The sequence below is a fragment of the Providencia stuartii genome (genome assembly GCF_029277985.1).
GTDB lineage: Bacteria > Pseudomonadota > Gammaproteobacteria > Enterobacterales > Enterobacteriaceae > Providencia > Providencia zhejiangensis.
Window position 1 is genome coordinate 884,974 of the sequence record NZ_CP119546.1, and the last position, 14,580, is coordinate 899,553.

Annotated in this window: 14 protein-coding genes; 3 read left to right on the forward strand and 11 right to left on the reverse strand. The window is 42.0% G+C overall.

Annotation, left to right across the window (positions count from 1 at the left end; translation table 11 throughout):
* Positions 1 to 4: 4 nt before the first annotated feature.
* Together yajL and panE are read right to left on the reverse strand one after the other, a co-directional pair.
* The gene (gene yajL, locus P2E05_RS03760) at positions 5 to 598 is read right to left on the reverse strand and encodes a protein deglycase YajL (protein ID WP_154622799.1); all 594 of its coding nucleotides are present in this window, start codon (positions 596 to 598) and stop codon (positions 5 to 7) included.
* Positions 561 to 1,472: a 2-dehydropantoate 2-reductase gene (gene panE, locus P2E05_RS03765; RefSeq protein WP_154622798.1), complete on the reverse strand. Its 912-nt coding sequence runs from the start codon at positions 1,470 to 1,472 to the stop codon at positions 561 to 563. The genes yajL and panE overlap by 38 nt, the downstream gene beginning before the upstream one ends.
* Before the next feature lie 143 nt (positions 1,473 to 1,615).
* Between panE and P2E05_RS03770 the strand changes: the two genes are divergently transcribed.
* Positions 1,616 to 2,107 (forward strand): YajQ family cyclic di-GMP-binding protein, encoded by a 492-nt coding sequence (locus P2E05_RS03770; RefSeq protein ID WP_154622797.1) that lies wholly within the window; start codon positions 1,616 to 1,618, stop codon positions 2,105 to 2,107.
* A gap of 44 nt (positions 2,108 to 2,151) precedes the next feature.
* Here P2E05_RS03770 and P2E05_RS03775 read toward each other — a convergent pair whose 3' ends face one another.
* From P2E05_RS03775 to P2E05_RS03815, 9 genes are all read right to left on the reverse strand, one after another.
* Positions 2,152 to 3,519, reverse strand: a complete 1,368-nt coding sequence (locus tag P2E05_RS03775) for an MFS transporter (RefSeq protein ID WP_163860712.1) — start codon at positions 3,517 to 3,519, stop codon at positions 2,152 to 2,154.
* A 305-nt stretch (positions 3,520 to 3,824) separates the two neighbouring features.
* Positions 3,825 to 4,712 carry a heme o synthase gene (gene cyoE, locus P2E05_RS03780; RefSeq protein WP_070926781.1) on the reverse strand — a complete coding sequence of 296 codons (888 nt, stop codon included), beginning with the start codon at positions 4,710 to 4,712 and terminating at the stop codon, positions 3,825 to 3,827.
* Positions 4,713 to 4,724: 12 nt separating this feature from the next.
* Positions 4,725 to 5,057, reverse strand: coding sequence for a cytochrome o ubiquinol oxidase subunit IV (locus P2E05_RS03785; RefSeq protein ID WP_154622795.1), 333 nt, complete (start codon positions 5,055 to 5,057; stop codon positions 4,725 to 4,727).
* Positions 5,058 to 5,672 (reverse strand): cytochrome o ubiquinol oxidase subunit III, encoded by a 615-nt coding sequence (locus P2E05_RS03790; RefSeq protein ID WP_154622794.1) that lies wholly within the window; start codon positions 5,670 to 5,672, stop codon positions 5,058 to 5,060.
* The gene (gene cyoB / locus P2E05_RS03795; RefSeq protein WP_154622793.1) at positions 5,662 to 7,653 is read right to left on the reverse strand and encodes a cytochrome o ubiquinol oxidase subunit I; all 1,992 of its coding nucleotides are present in this window, start codon (positions 7,651 to 7,653) and stop codon (positions 5,662 to 5,664) included. Before cyoB ends, P2E05_RS03790 begins: the two co-directional genes overlap by 11 nt.
* A 4-nt stretch (positions 7,654 to 7,657) precedes the next feature.
* Entirely contained in the window at positions 7,658 to 8,605 is a 948-nt protein-coding gene (gene cyoA / locus P2E05_RS03800; RefSeq protein WP_154622792.1) for a cytochrome o ubiquinol oxidase subunit II, read from the reverse strand.
* A gap of 428 nt (positions 8,606 to 9,033) precedes the next feature.
* On the reverse strand, positions 9,034 to 9,807 hold the full coding sequence (locus P2E05_RS03805; RefSeq protein WP_196713806.1) for an outer membrane protein OmpK: 774 nt from the start codon (positions 9,805 to 9,807) through the stop codon (positions 9,034 to 9,036).
* A 250-nt stretch (positions 9,808 to 10,057) separates the two neighbouring features.
* Complete coding sequence (locus tag P2E05_RS03810) at positions 10,058 to 11,560, reverse strand: AmpG family muropeptide MFS transporter (RefSeq protein WP_247046979.1); 1,503 nt, start codon at positions 11,558 to 11,560, stop codon at positions 10,058 to 10,060.
* Positions 11,561 to 11,700: 140 nt separating this feature from the next.
* The gene (locus P2E05_RS03815; RefSeq protein ID WP_154622410.1) at positions 11,701 to 12,279 is read right to left on the reverse strand and encodes a YajG family lipoprotein; all 579 of its coding nucleotides are present in this window, start codon (positions 12,277 to 12,279) and stop codon (positions 11,701 to 11,703) included.
* 242 nt (positions 12,280 to 12,521) lie between these two features.
* Between P2E05_RS03815 and bolA the strand changes: the two genes are divergently transcribed.
* Both bolA and tig read left to right on the forward strand, forming a co-directional pair.
* Positions 12,522 to 12,860, forward strand: coding sequence for a transcriptional regulator BolA (gene bolA / locus P2E05_RS03820; protein WP_154622409.1), 339 nt, complete (start codon positions 12,522 to 12,524; stop codon positions 12,858 to 12,860).
* Between the two features lie 354 nt (positions 12,861 to 13,214).
* On the forward strand, positions 13,215 to 14,519 hold the full coding sequence (gene tig / locus P2E05_RS03825) for a trigger factor (protein ID WP_154622408.1): 1,305 nt from the start codon (positions 13,215 to 13,217) through the stop codon (positions 14,517 to 14,519).
* The last annotated feature ends 61 nt before the right edge of the window (positions 14,520 to 14,580 follow it).

The following is a 14,580-nucleotide window of genomic DNA, read 5'->3' on the forward strand; positions in this document are numbered from 1 at the left end:
GTCATTACTGCTCTAAGTAATCATTAATCCCATTAGGTAAAATTAATTGAGATGCAACCTTGCCAGCGATATCACGGCCAACTAGCAACTCAATCAATTTTAAGGCGAAATCAAAGGTAGTTGCAGGACCTTGACTGGTTAATAGATTCACTCGCTCATCAAAATACACTCGTTTATCAACCCATTTATTGGCTGCAATCTGATCTTGTAGGGTTGGGAAACATGTCATATTCCCCATGGGAAATAATTGATGATATTCCAATACCAGCGCAGGTGCGGCGCAGATTGCGGCAACAATTTTGCCATCAAGATGCATACGTCTTACTTTTTCAATGACGAGAGGGCTATTTTGGAAGGCCTCTGCACCTTTTAATCCACCCGGAAGCACAATTGCATCGAAAGGATCATCGGCAACCCTAATTAAAGGCGTATCAGCGATGATTTTGAGTCCTCTCGACGCTGTTATATTAACAGAGCCATCATCAGTCACGCTGGCTAAAGTTACTTTAATACCTGCTCTAACTAATAGATCGGCTGTAGTGACTGTCTCTATTTCTTCACTACCATTGGCGATGCATATCAGCACGGAAACCGTCATTTTTTTCTTCTCGCTGTTTAACTAAATGGTATAAACGATCGTTCTCAGGAGTATGAAGCCCGTGAGCTCTCGCTTGTTTAATCAGGTAGCCAGTAATGTAATCAATCTCTGTACGGCGTTTATTACGGATATCTTGCAGCATTGAAGAGTAGTTATTGGCTGTATTGTGAATGATGCCATAAATATAATTAACGAGCTGAGTTTTATCGGTATGTAGCCCTTCAATTGCCATCACTTGGCAAATCTCATCGATGAGCGTATTGATTTGTTCTGGATGATTAAGTAAATCACCATTTTTACAATCATAAAGGATGGTTAATGGGTTAATAACACAATTTGCAGCCAGTTTTCGCCAACACGTATTTAAAATTTGGTTATGCCATGCAACATCCGGTAGGGCTTCATGCAAAATATCGGCAATCGGATAGTAATTTTCAGCAAGTGAATTGATGGCACCAATATGGGTTATGCCGTTCGCAACATGAAAAACCTGATTATTTTCTTGCCACGCAGCGTGGGTGGTCACGCCCGATAAAAAAGGATGCCGTAAAGGGCCTAATTCCTCAAGCGTTCCCATGCCGTTATGCAGTAATAAAATTGGACAGGACTCGGGGATATTATGAAGCAAAGGGAGTAAGGCATCGGACACTTGCCATGCTTTTAAACAGACAATAACGAGTTCACTATTATGTAAGTGATTAAGGTTGTTACAAGGGATTAATTCACGAAAAATACGCCCGTCAGGCTCATTAACATCAACAAATATATCGGATTGAGCGATACGTAACCATCCTTGAATATCATGCCCTTGTTCAGCTAATGCGGCAACCCACAGCTTGCCGATGGCACCACAACCTATAAGCGTTATTTTCATATTTCCCCTATGAATCATTTCTTCTAAGCTTGTAAGAATATAACGATATAGACATATGTAAACTCATATTTCCAGTATAGTACTTTTGCTGTCAATAGAAAGCAGCTATCATGCATCGCATTGATTATCAGGAGGTCATAACTATGCCATCATTTGATATTGTATCTGAAGTAGAAATGAATGAAGTCCGCAATGCGGTTGAAAATGCTAATCGTGAATTAACCACTCGCTGGGATTTTAAAAATGTGACGGCGAGCTTCGAACTTAATGAAAAAAGCGAATCAATTAAGGTCACTAGTGAGTCAGACTTTCAAGTTCAGCAGCTATTAGACATTTTACGTGAAAAAATGGCAAAACGTGGTATTGATGGTGCTGTATTGAATGTCCCTGATGACATTGTGCATAGTGGTAAAACATACAGTGTTGAAGTGACCCTAAAGCAGGGAATTGATACTGCCACAGCCAAAAAAATCGTGAAGCTAATTAAAGATAGTAAATTGAAAGTACAGGCACAGATCCAAGGGGAGCAAGTGAGAGTAACCGGTAAATCACGTGATGATTTGCAATCGGTAATGGCGCTCGTCCGTTCTGGTAATTTAGGCCAGCCATTCCAATTTACTAACTTCCGAGACTAACACGTAAAAAAGCCCACAGCATTTATCGTTGTGGGCTATAGCGATTATATTTGGTCTTTGATGATAGACTCGAGTTGTTCTCGGGAGGTCAATTTTCTATCCACTTTCACATAGACGCCCATTTCATCAGGGATAATCGCGGCCTCAAGTACACCGGGTTGAGATAAGAGCAGTGCTTGTAACTTAGCGGTATTTTTAAATTGAGGTGGTAACACAAGGCGAATACTGCTGACATAAGGTGGTTGCTTCATGGTTAAGCTAACAACAAACCAAATGGCTGTTACTGCTAATCCACCGATAAATACCGCGGCTGCGCCATCTATATCATATAACCAACCGCCGAGTATCCCTCCGATAGCGACACCTAGAAATTGGCTGGTGGAGTAAACCCCCATTGCGGTACCTTTATAACCTGCGGGAGCTTCTTTACTGATTAAAGAAGGAAGGATCGCCTCCATAATATTAAAGGCAACAAAAAACAGTTGTAAGCCAACGAAAATCACCCACAAATGGCTTCCTGACAGCCATAAGGTTATTTCAGCTAAAGCCAGTATCACAATACAGAATAAAAACACTTGCTTCATTTTTCGGTGTTTTTCAGCGTAGATGATAAAGGGAAGCACTGAAACAAAAGCGACCAGCATGGTGATAAGGTAAGCTTTCCAATGGTCTTTGGCTAGGTATCCCGCATCGCTCATCATTAAAGGTAAAGCGACGAAGCTGGACATGAGCAAGGTGTGTAAGCTTAAGATGCCTAAGTTGAGTTTCAATAATTGCGGGTGAGTAATGACCGCCCGTAAATTTCCTTTAACAAAAGCGGATTCTCGGTTAGTAATATGCTGGCGGCTATTCGGTACAACAAACAGGGTAACGATGATAGCGCCTCCTGCTAATAGGGTGATTCCCCAAAATAGCCCGCTTAAGCCAATCCAATGAGTGATGATCGGGCCTAATACTAAGGCAATAGCGAAAGTGATACCAAAGCTAATTCCTAAAAAAGCCATTGCTTTGGTTCGATTCTGCTCACGCGTTAAATCGGAAAGTAATGCCATAACGGCGGCAGAAATAGCGCCAGCACCTTGCAAGGCTCGGCCAATAATAATGCCCCATATGGAATCACTGAGAGCGGCAATCACACTACCAATAATAAAGATAACTAGCCCAATAATAATTAAGGGCTTACGACCAATTTTATCCGACATTAAACCAAACGGTATCTGAAAGATAGCTTGGCTTAAGCCATAAATACCAATCGCTAGGCCTACCAAAAATTCTGATGAGTCCTTAAGATGAATACCATAGCTGGTCAAAATGGGTAATACCATAAACATCCCTAACATACGTAGGGAGAAAACTGAACCCAACCCCCATGTAGCACGGAGTTCGGAGGTGGTCATTTTGTTATCTTTCATAAATACTCGTCATACTTCAAGCTGTAGCTGTGTTGGCTTCATTCACTAACCCTGGTCAGTTATGAATGTATTTATCTAGGAATTAGTCACATTTTGCCTTATTACAACAAATTAGAATATTGTTAGTTATTATTTTGAGCATAGAAAGGCATTATCTCGCTATGCTAGGCGTGAATAAGCGGGTATTAAAACATAAAAGTTATTCGATAGGGTAGGTCGATTCGTCAAATAAAAACGTTCGAAAACATGGTGACTAAATGAAACGGCAGGACTAGCCTGCCGTTAGAGTAACTGCGTGTTAGAATTTATCTAACTAAAGCTATAACAGTATCGGTTGAAACTGTTGGATCAACTGACATCATGACACTCAACGATGTGATAGCCACAATGGAGAAGATAAACAGTTTGCGAGCCCAAACACGGTCATCATTTTCGGTTTTAAATCCGGAGATTGCCATGCCAAGCCACCAAAGACTAACAGCCGCACCAACAACTAAATATTTATAACCAGCGTATCCGCTGATAGCTAACATCAGTGTGGCGACCATAAATGCCAAGATATATAAGAAGATATGGGTTTTAGCCACAGAGATCCCCTTAATAACAGGCAAAACAGGAATATTGGCTGCTTTATAGTCTTTAAAACGGAAAATCGCGATAGCATACGAATGTGGCATCTGCCACAAACTGAAGATCAATAACAGAATCAATGCACCGGTATCGAACTCATTTGTGACGGCACAGTAACCAATAACAGGAGGTGCTGCACCAGATAAACTGCCAATTAGCGTGCCATAGACTGATTTACGTTTCATATATAGGCTATAGATACCTACATAAACGATGAAACCAATCACCGCAAGGAGCATTGCCAGAGCATTCGCTGCTACAAGAAGTAGCAGCATGCCAGCAATACCTAATGCAGCGGCGTAAATCAGGCTAATCTTCGGGTCAATCAGCCCTTTAACTAAAGGGCGATTCTTCGTTCTTTCCATGATACGGTCGATATCACGGTCGATATAGTTGTTAAAAACACAACCAGAAGCCACGACCAGTGATACACCCAGCAAAGTCGCAATAAACAGCGGATAATCAATCGTGCCTTTTGAGGCAAGTAGAAAACCGCCGATCACAGAAATTAGATTTCCGAAAATAATTCCTGGCTTGGTCACTTGCAGGTATTGCTTAAACATATCGGCAACTCTTTAGTCGAGCATCATATTGATGTTCAGGTTGTACATAATCCACAGAGAGCCAACAACAACGATACCGATGATTAGCATAGTGAACAGAAATGCAATCAGGTTCCAGCGCTCATCTGATGATGTATTCATGTGCAGGAAACAGACTAAGTGTACAAGGATCTGCACAACTGCCATACCGACAACAGTCCAAAGGATAGCGGCTTGTGATGCAGTACCTTCCATCACCATCCAGAATGGGATCACTGTCAGGATGACGGATAGAATAAAGCCAATCAGGTATGTTTTAACGCTACCGTGGCTTGCTCCAGTGTGAGCATCTTTTGCATGACTCATTTAAATAGCCCCCAGAAGATAAACAACGGTAAATACACAAATCCAAACAACGTCTAAGAAGTGCCAGAATAAGCTAAGGCAGTTCAAACGCGTTTTGTTCACGTCAGTTAGGCCACGACGAGTGACTTGAATCATCATAACGATAATCCAGATCAAACCTGCTGTTACGTGCAGACCATGTGTTGCAACTAAAGCAAAGAAACCTGATAGGAAACCGCTACGGTCAGGACCCAGTCCTTCAGCGATCAGTTCATGGAACTCGTACACTTCCATGATAACGAACCCAAGGCCTAGCAGGAAGGTTGCGAATAGCCATAAGTTGACTGCTGGGATTTTCCCTTTATGCATCGCAATCATTGCGAAGCCATAGGTAATACTACTGAATAAAAGTAAGAATGTTTCACCCAGAACGAATTTCAGGCTGAAAATATCTTTACCTTCAGGACCACCAGCGGTGCCATCGGCTAGAACAACATAAGTTGCAAACAAGCAAGCAAATAGAATCAGGTCGCTCATTATGTAGAGCCAGAAACCAAATACCTTTGTCCCACCTGCATCATGGTGCCCATGCTCTGCATGGGCTAAGTTTTGATTAGTCATTGTATTAGTTGACATCGTTCACACCTGCCTTACGTAAGTCTTCAAAGTGCTTATTCTCGATTTCTTCGATTTCAGCCACAGGTACGTAATAATCAACATCTTCGTCGAAGCTTTTTGCAATCCAAGTAACAATCATGCCAGCGAAACCAACGATTGCGAGCCACCAGATGTGCCAGATCATCGCGAAACCTAAAACCAAGCTAAATGCCGCGATAATCACGCCAGCGCCGGTATTTTTCGGCATATGAATTTCTTCATATGAAGCAGGTTTCTTATGAGCGATGCCTTTTTCTTTCATATCCCACCAAGCATCACGCGTTTGAACGTTAGGTTCAATAGCGAAGTTGTAGAATGGTGGTGGAGAAGAAGTTGCCCACTCCAGAGTACGTCCGCCCCATGGGTCTCCGGTTAAGTCACGGTTAGCATGACGATCACGGATACTCACGATGATTTGGATAACTTGGCATGCAATACCAATTGCGATTAGACCTGCACCGCAAGCCGCTGCAACCAGCATACCGTGGTACGTTGGGTCAATGTTTTGGCTTAAACGACGAGTCATACCCATAAAGCCAAGGATATACAACGGCATAAATGCTAAGAAGAAACCAACAATCCAGAACCAGAAGGCACGAACGCCCCATTTCTCATTCAGCGTGAAGCCGTAAGCTTTCGGGAACCAGTAAGTCATACCAGCGAAACATCCGAATACCACACCACCAATGATAACGTTATGGAAGTGAGCAATCAGGAATAAGCTGTTGTGTAGAACGAAGTTTGCACCAGGTACAGCAAGTAGAACCCCAGTCATACCACCAACAGAGAAGGTGATAATGAAGCCGACAGTCCATAGCATCGGTGATTTGAACTCAATACGACCTTGGTACATGGTAAACAGCCAGTTGAAGATCTTAACCCCAGTTGGGATTGCGATAATCATCGTAGCGATACCGAAGAAGGCGTTGACGTTTGCCCCCGAGCCCATCGTAAAGAAGTGGTGCAACCATACAATGAACGACATAACGGTAATAACGATAGTTGCCCATACCAGAGAGGTATAGCCAAACAAACGTTTTTTCGAGAAGGTTGCTGCAATTTCTGAGAATACACCAAATACAGGTAGAACAAGGATATACACCTCAGGGTGACCCCAAGCCCAAATCAGGTTGATGTACATCATCATGTTGCCGCCCATATCGTTAGTGAAGAAATGGGTACCTAGATAACGGTCTAAAGTCAGTAGTGTGATGGTGACTGTTAAGATAGGGAATGCTGCAACGATCAGTACGTTAGTACAGAGTGCTGCCCAGCTGAATACTGGCATTTTCATCATCGACATACCCGGTGCACGCATACGGATAATTGTCGCGATAAAGTTAACCCCTGTTAATAGTGTACCAATACCGGATATTTGGAGACTCCATATCCAATAATCGACCCCGACACCAGGGTTGTACTCCAAGCCAGATAAAGGCGGATAAGCTAACCAACCTGTCTGTGCGAATTCACCCACCCCTAAAGAGATGTTAATCAGCACAACACCGACAACGAAGAACCAGAAGCTCAGTGAGTTCAGGAATGGGAACGCAACATCACGTGCACCAATTTGCAGAGGAACAACAAGGTTCATCAGACCGACAACAAATGGTGTTGCCATGAAGAAAATCATGATAACGCCGTGTGCGGTAAAAATTTGGTCATAGTGATGAGGATTCAAGAACCCTTCTTGACCAGCAGAAGCAAGTACCTGCTGACCACGCATCATGATGGCATCCGCGAAACCACGGAACAACATGACCATTGCAACAATGATGTACATGACACCAATTTTTTTGTGGTCAACAGAGGTTAACCACTCTTTCCACAACCACTTCCATTTACCGAAGTAGGTGATCGCACCTAGAAGCGCAAGGCCGCCGAGAATGATACAAATCAATGTCACGACGACAATTGGCTCATGGAGCGGAATAGCATCTAGTGTTAATTTTCCGAACATGCCCTTATTCCTCAGCGCCTGTATGAGCATTATGGCTCATATGCATAGATTGACCTGCGGCTTCATCTTTCTTGTCCGCAGGAGCGTGACCTTTATGGTGCTCATGACCAAACTTGAGAATGATGTCTTCATACAGATTTGGTTTCACGCTAGAGAAGTAGGTAACAGGAACATTCATGCTAGGCTTAGCGACTTCGTCGAAAGCTTGCATTGTATCCATAGTTTTAGGTGAAGCTTTTACCTTTTGTACCCACTCATCAAAACCTTGACGATCAGGTGTTGCAATAGCATTAAACTTCATGTCAGAGAATCCATGACCACTATAGCTTGCTGAGAAGCCTTTGTAGGTACCAGGTTCGTTGGCAATTAAGTGAAGTTTAGTTTGCATACCTGCCATCGCATAGATTTGGCCACCTAAAGATGGAATGAAGAACGAGTTCATCACCGAATCAGATGTGATTTTGAAGTTGATTGGCACACCGGTAGGGAATGCTATTTCGTTAACTGTTGCAATACCTTGCTCTGGATAGATGAAAATCCATTTCCAGTCAGCGGAAATAACTTCAATTGTGACAGGTTCCTGATCACTGACTAATGGCTGATATGGATCAAGCTCATGAGTCGTTTTCCAAGTGATTGTACCTAGAATAATGATAATGATGATAGGAACAGTCCAGCAGACTAACTCAATTTTATTTGAGTGAGCCCAGTTAGGACGGTAAGTTGCTGATTTATTGGATTCACGATATTTTCTAGCAAAAATAAACGCCATGAAAATAACGGGAATGACAACAACCAGCATTAAGCCGATTGCAATAAGAATCAGCTCTTTTTGTTTAACGCCAACGGCGCCTTTAGGGTCCATCAACACCATATCGCAACCACCTAATAATAAGGTAGCGACAACAAGTGAGAGTGCCCCAATGCTTTTTTTGTAGTTCATAAGTCTCATCCACGACCCCAAATGACAAAGATTCTAATTGTCGTTTCATCAGTGGGGGCATTCTACGGTAAGGTTATGTGAGTGTAAACAATTGTAAGGTAAAGAAACGGGATTGTTAGCTCTTTATGTTAATATGATCACATGTGAAGAACTTATGATTAAATAGTTAAAAGTCATGCAGATTATAGGTATATTTTGCTAAAACAGGACTAATACTAAAATATCTTTGTCTTTTTTCAAAGAAAAATATATACAAAAATGAGCAAAAATTAAAACAACTGATCTGATTGTTAAATAAAATGGTAGGTGAAAATACGGCTTTTAACGCCGATAAGAGGCTTGAGGCCATCTTATCGGCTAAAACAACTAAGAAAAATTGTTATTTTCTTGAAAAGAAAAGAGAGTTTTTAAATTTTTCTACAGTTAAATATAAACACTTAGAATGTATATTTTAATGTATAAATGATTGCGTCTTGATAAAAATCATCGCCTAGCTTATTGTCAGCATAGCGGTATTGCACACCCGCAGCTAAGTGTGGTGTTGCATTCCACCAAAAGGCGAGAGCACCATTGACGCCGTCACGCCCACCGTTGCCGTAGCGCTTATGACGAGCAAATTCCATTTCATGCCAGTTAGTGATCATGAAATCTTCTTCAAACATCTTGAAGCCATAACCTGCAACCCAACCAACCACATAGCCGTTATTGCCTGAGTAGAAAGTTTGGTCAACATAATGTAATGCAACGAATGGTTTGAACCACAGATCACCGAATGAAGTGTTGTAGCCTAAGCCATATAATGTGTTGACTTCATGGAAATTGCCGCCATATTTAGCACCTGGCATTGACCAAGTACCGTAAACATGACCATAAACGTTAAAGCCACTATCGCCTAGATAGAAACGACCTGTCGTTTTGATGGTGTAACGTTGGTTACGGCCAGGCTCAGTACGACGTTTGTGGAATGGATTTTCGACATCAAAAAATCCATACAATTCACCCCAATTAAAGTTAGCTCCGCCTTCTAACTCAATGTAGGCAAAATCTTTTTTGCGAGTGGTGTTTTCTGATTTAGTTTCGGTGCGGTGAGACCAGTCTAAATAATTGACATTGATGTCCGCGAAACCATTCTGATAGCCAAGAAAGTCGTCAGCATTTGCCGTCCCAGCTAAAGACGCAAGTGCAGCGACGCAGAGAAGTTGTTTTTTCATGATATATTATTTTCGTTTGAGTATTAACGATATTTATTTGTTATTCAGCCATAAGGCTGATTAGCCCTTAACGTGTGAGATATTAGGCTTTTAATTTGTAATTAAAAAATATATTTCATTAAATAGGTGATATGCATCACGCTATGAAGGTAGGGATATCAATATTTGCTAGTCAGATCTAATTTAAAAGGTCAAGAAAAAACCCGAAATGAATTAATTTCACTTCGGGATGATTGATTGAGTTAATAATTTATTTCTTAACTATCTTGCGTACTGCAAAGAAGTCGAGACAGCCACCAATGATTAAACTGAGTGCGCCAATACTTGCGCCTGTATTGAAAATGAAATTCTTATATTCAGGTAAGGCAAGCCAAAGGGATATTTGATTGGTGAATAAGTAAATTTTGACTGTAGCAAACGAGGTAACTAATAGTGTTAATAGCCATAGCGCTAATATAGCAATTGCGGTTAAGAGGATATAAACGGCAATTTTATAAGCTTGTGGATACAGCTCCCTGCGTTGGAATAACCCAGTGGTTTGCGTATAGCTCAACGAGGTTTTACAGGCAAGTAAGAGCAGAATACTGGGCACCGAAACAACAATAGAAATCAGATAGAAGGTTGGCCAGCCGTAAGAAAGAACAACAATACTGGCAACAGGGCCTATATACACTCGAGCAATAGCCGAAAGTGCAGAGAGTAAAGCGAATTGTGTTGCAGATAATGACTTATTACATAGAGTCATGAGTAATGCCACGAACGCCGCGGTTCCCATTCCTGAAAAAATATTTTCGATAACAATGATTGAACCCATACTGATAATGTTTGGTGGTGTGACCGCAAGGAACCAATAGCCGATATTTGAGGCGCCTTGCAAAATACCAAACACCAATAAGGCGTTAAATAGGCTCATGTTCTTCATTAGGTAACCGCCAAACAATGCCCCGAAGATGGTTGCTGCCATACCGACAGTTTTATTGACCGCAGCAACTTCACTTAAGGTAAAGCCAAGGCCACTCAATAAGAAGTTAGTACTAAGCGCCATCACAAATGCATCACCCATCTTATAGAATACTAATAATAAGAGGACTAGCCAGGCATTGTTGCGGCTAAAAAACTCGGCAAGCGGTTTATAAATCGCATCTTTCAGTGAGGTTGGCGGGGTACCACTATCTTCTGGTTCTTTGGCGAGCAGAGTCGCAAAAACACCAATGAGCATCAGCCCTGCCATCACCATATAAAGTTGTTGCCATGTGAGGAATTTATCTGCCATCCATAATGCTAGCCCACCAGACACCAGCATACTGATGCGATAACCCATCACTGAGACTGCGGCACCAAAGCCTCGTTCTTCCGCGCTGAGCAGGTCCGTCTTATAGGCATCAAAGACAATATCTTGTGAGGCAGAACAAAAAGCGACCATAACAGCCAGCGCTGCTAGCCACCATAGATGGTCTGATGGATTCATAAAACCCATTGCACCGATACTGAAAATAAGCAGGATTTGTGTGGTCAGTAACCATCCTCTACGCCGGCCAAGAAAGGGCGGGGTATACCGATCCATCATTGGAGACCAAAGAAACTTTAATACATAAGCTTGACCAACCAGTGAAAAAAAACCAATCGTTTTAATATCGATATTTTCAACCGTTAACCAAGCTTGTAGCGTGCCAGCAGTCAGTGCTAACGGAAGGCCGGATACAAAACCTAATAGGATTAAAATGACTGAATTGGGTAAAAAAGCACGGGACATAATCTTCCTATGATTGGTTATGAGCTAAATAAAAGGCTTTCCGTTATTGAATAATGGTGAAGGCGCTATTCACCGTTTCATTAAGTGCCTATTCTATAGAGATAGGCACTTAATGTATGACAAAACATCGTCTCGAATCATTATCGAGCGTTTTGTTTGATAAATTGGGTCAATTCTTGATCATTAGCCATATCGTTGATCAGATCAGTGAGTGCAAGATTGATCGCTTTTTCAATTTTATCGTTGCTAGCACCCAGTAATTCTTGGTTATTGTAATTACGTGTGAATGTCCGTGATTTGGTGGAACCATTCGGTGCCGTTGCGGTAACCGTTACGCTAGAATTCACGGTAATATTATGGCGTAAACTGCCTTCACTGACTTGGGCGTTTAATTGGTTCAGTTGAACGACCAAGTTGACATTGGCAGGAGATGACACCATGAAGCCGCGAGCAGCCATTTGTTTTTCAACCGCTTCTTGCATTAAATAGCGTGGATCACGGGAAGGGGACAGTACCACCAAACTTCCATTACGGTTGATTTCTGTCAGTGCTTTTGAAGGCCGACTATCTACGCTGCTAACACTAATTGCGGTTGCATTCAGCGTCGGATTTCGTGCTGGCAAAGTAATCTTGGGTTCGAGTGATAAAGTATTACTGCTTGTTGCACAACCAGCTAGAAGAAATAGTGCAAAAAGAGGAAAACAAAGTTTTCTTAACATAATTTTTTCCAGTTCATCTTTCCTAATTGGGGTTGTTCCGTTATGGTGCAACCTAACGAACCCTTATACATTTAACTAGGGTTATAGTTTCACCCTGACGGGTTTTCTGAAAGGTTAGACAACCATTTCGAGAAAAATTCGTCAAAGTGGTAGTTATCATATCATTGTAGCGCGATTGTCCTCTATCACTACAAAAAAAGATAACAAAACGTCAATGGTGGTTGAACAAAGGAGTGATTTTTATGGGGATTGATGCACCGCTAAATATGCAATCACATATTCAGCAAAAGCTGCATGCAGCCTTTGAACCCGCTTATCTTGAAGTGATCAATGAAAGCGATCAACATAATGTTCCTGCGGGCTCAGAAAGCCACTTTAAAGTGGTTTTGGTCAGTGAAAAATTTGAAAACAAACGTATGGTTGGCCGTCATCGTGAAATTTATGCTATTTTGGCAGATGAATTAGCGGGAAGTATCCATGCTTTAGCGCTACATACTTATACCCCTTCAGAGTGGCATAATTTAGCGGATACGGCACTGAATTCTCCTGCATGTCGTGGTGGCGGTAAAATAAACAGCTGATTGATTCGCTGTTTGACTGTTATTATGATGAGACGATTTATGTCATTTTATGAATGTTGGCATTAATATCGATGTATGTTTTTTCCCCAATTTGCTTGGGGAGTGCTTTTTTTAGTCGGAAAAGTCACAAATAAAGAGGAATAATCGCTTCTTTTATCAGCTTTTCTCGACTCGGGGCATCTGCATCGGTATAATGTCGCGTCTAATTTTCAGTAAGGTTTCGGGACGCTTCTGATATCAGGGATGACCGTTGTGTAAGCAACGCCCCCGGTTCTGGAAGGGAGAAGGTCATTATGATTTAATGGCTTAACTCTGGAGTAGACCGATCACTAAGATTTTTTTTGAGGTAAGAAGATGCAAGTTTCTGTTGAAACGACTCAAGGCCTTGGGCGTCGTGTAACAATCACCGTTCCTGCTGCCGATATTGAAAAAGCAGTAAACAGCGAGCTGGTTAACGTCGCGAAGAAAGTACGTGTTGATGGCTTCCGTAAAGGAAAAGTGCCAATGAACATCGTTAAACAGCGTTACGGCGCGTCTGTTATGCAAGACGTTCTGGGCGATGTGATGCAACGTAACTTCATCAACGCAATCATTGAACAAAAAATCAATCCAGCCGGTGCACCTAGCTACAAGCCTGAAATGCTGGAAGATGGTAAAGATTTTGTTTACTCAGTTGAATTCGAAGTCTATCCAGAAATCGAACTAAAAGGTCTGGAAACTATCGAAGTAGAAAAACCAGTTGTTACTGTTAAAGATGAAGATCTTGAAAACATGCTGGAAACGCTACGTAAACAACAAGCTCAGTGGAAAGAAACATCTGAAGCCGCAGCGGCTGATTCGCGTATCACAATTAACTTCACGGGTTCAATCGATGGTGAAGAATTTGAAGGCGGCAAAGCAGAAGATTTCGCACTAGTTATGGGCGAAGGTCGTATGATCCCTGGTTTTGAAGATGGCATCGTTGGCCACAAAGCGGGTGAAGAATTCGATATCGAAGTTAATTTCCCAGAAGATTACCACGCTGAAAACCTGAAAGGTAAAGCAGCGAAGTTTGCTATCGTTCTGAAGAAAGTTGAACAGCGTGAACTGCCAGAATTCACTGAAGAATTCATCAAGCGTTTCGGTATTGCTGACGGCACTTTAGACGGTCTGCGCGCGGAAGTGCGTAAAAACATGGAACGCGAACTGAAAAATGCGGTACGTAACCGTATTAAAGCTCAGGTTCTGGATGGTTTGGTTAATGCGAATGACATCGAAGTTCCAGCTGCGGTGGTTGATGGTGAGATCGATGTTCTGCGTCGTCAAGCTGCACAACGTTTCGGTGGTAACGAGAAACAAGCGATGGAACTGCCTCGTGAGCTGTTCGAAGAACAAGCGAAACGTCGCGTTGTTATCGGCCTACTGTTAGGTGAAGTGATCAATTCGAACGAACTGAAAGCTGATGAAGATCGCGTTAAAGTTCTGATTGAAGAAATGGCTTCAGCTTATGAAGATCCAACTGAAGTTATCGAATACTACAGCAAAAACAATGAGCTGATGAATAGCGTTCGTAACTTAGCTCTTGAAGAACAAGCGGTTGAGAAAATTCTGGAAGTGGCTAAAGTGACTGAAAAAGAAACTAACTTCAATGAACTGATGAACCAAGTTCAAGCTGGTTAATTTCGTTTTATCCGCGTTATAAATAAAAAACCCGTGGCGTATGCTGCGGGTTTTTTGTCAA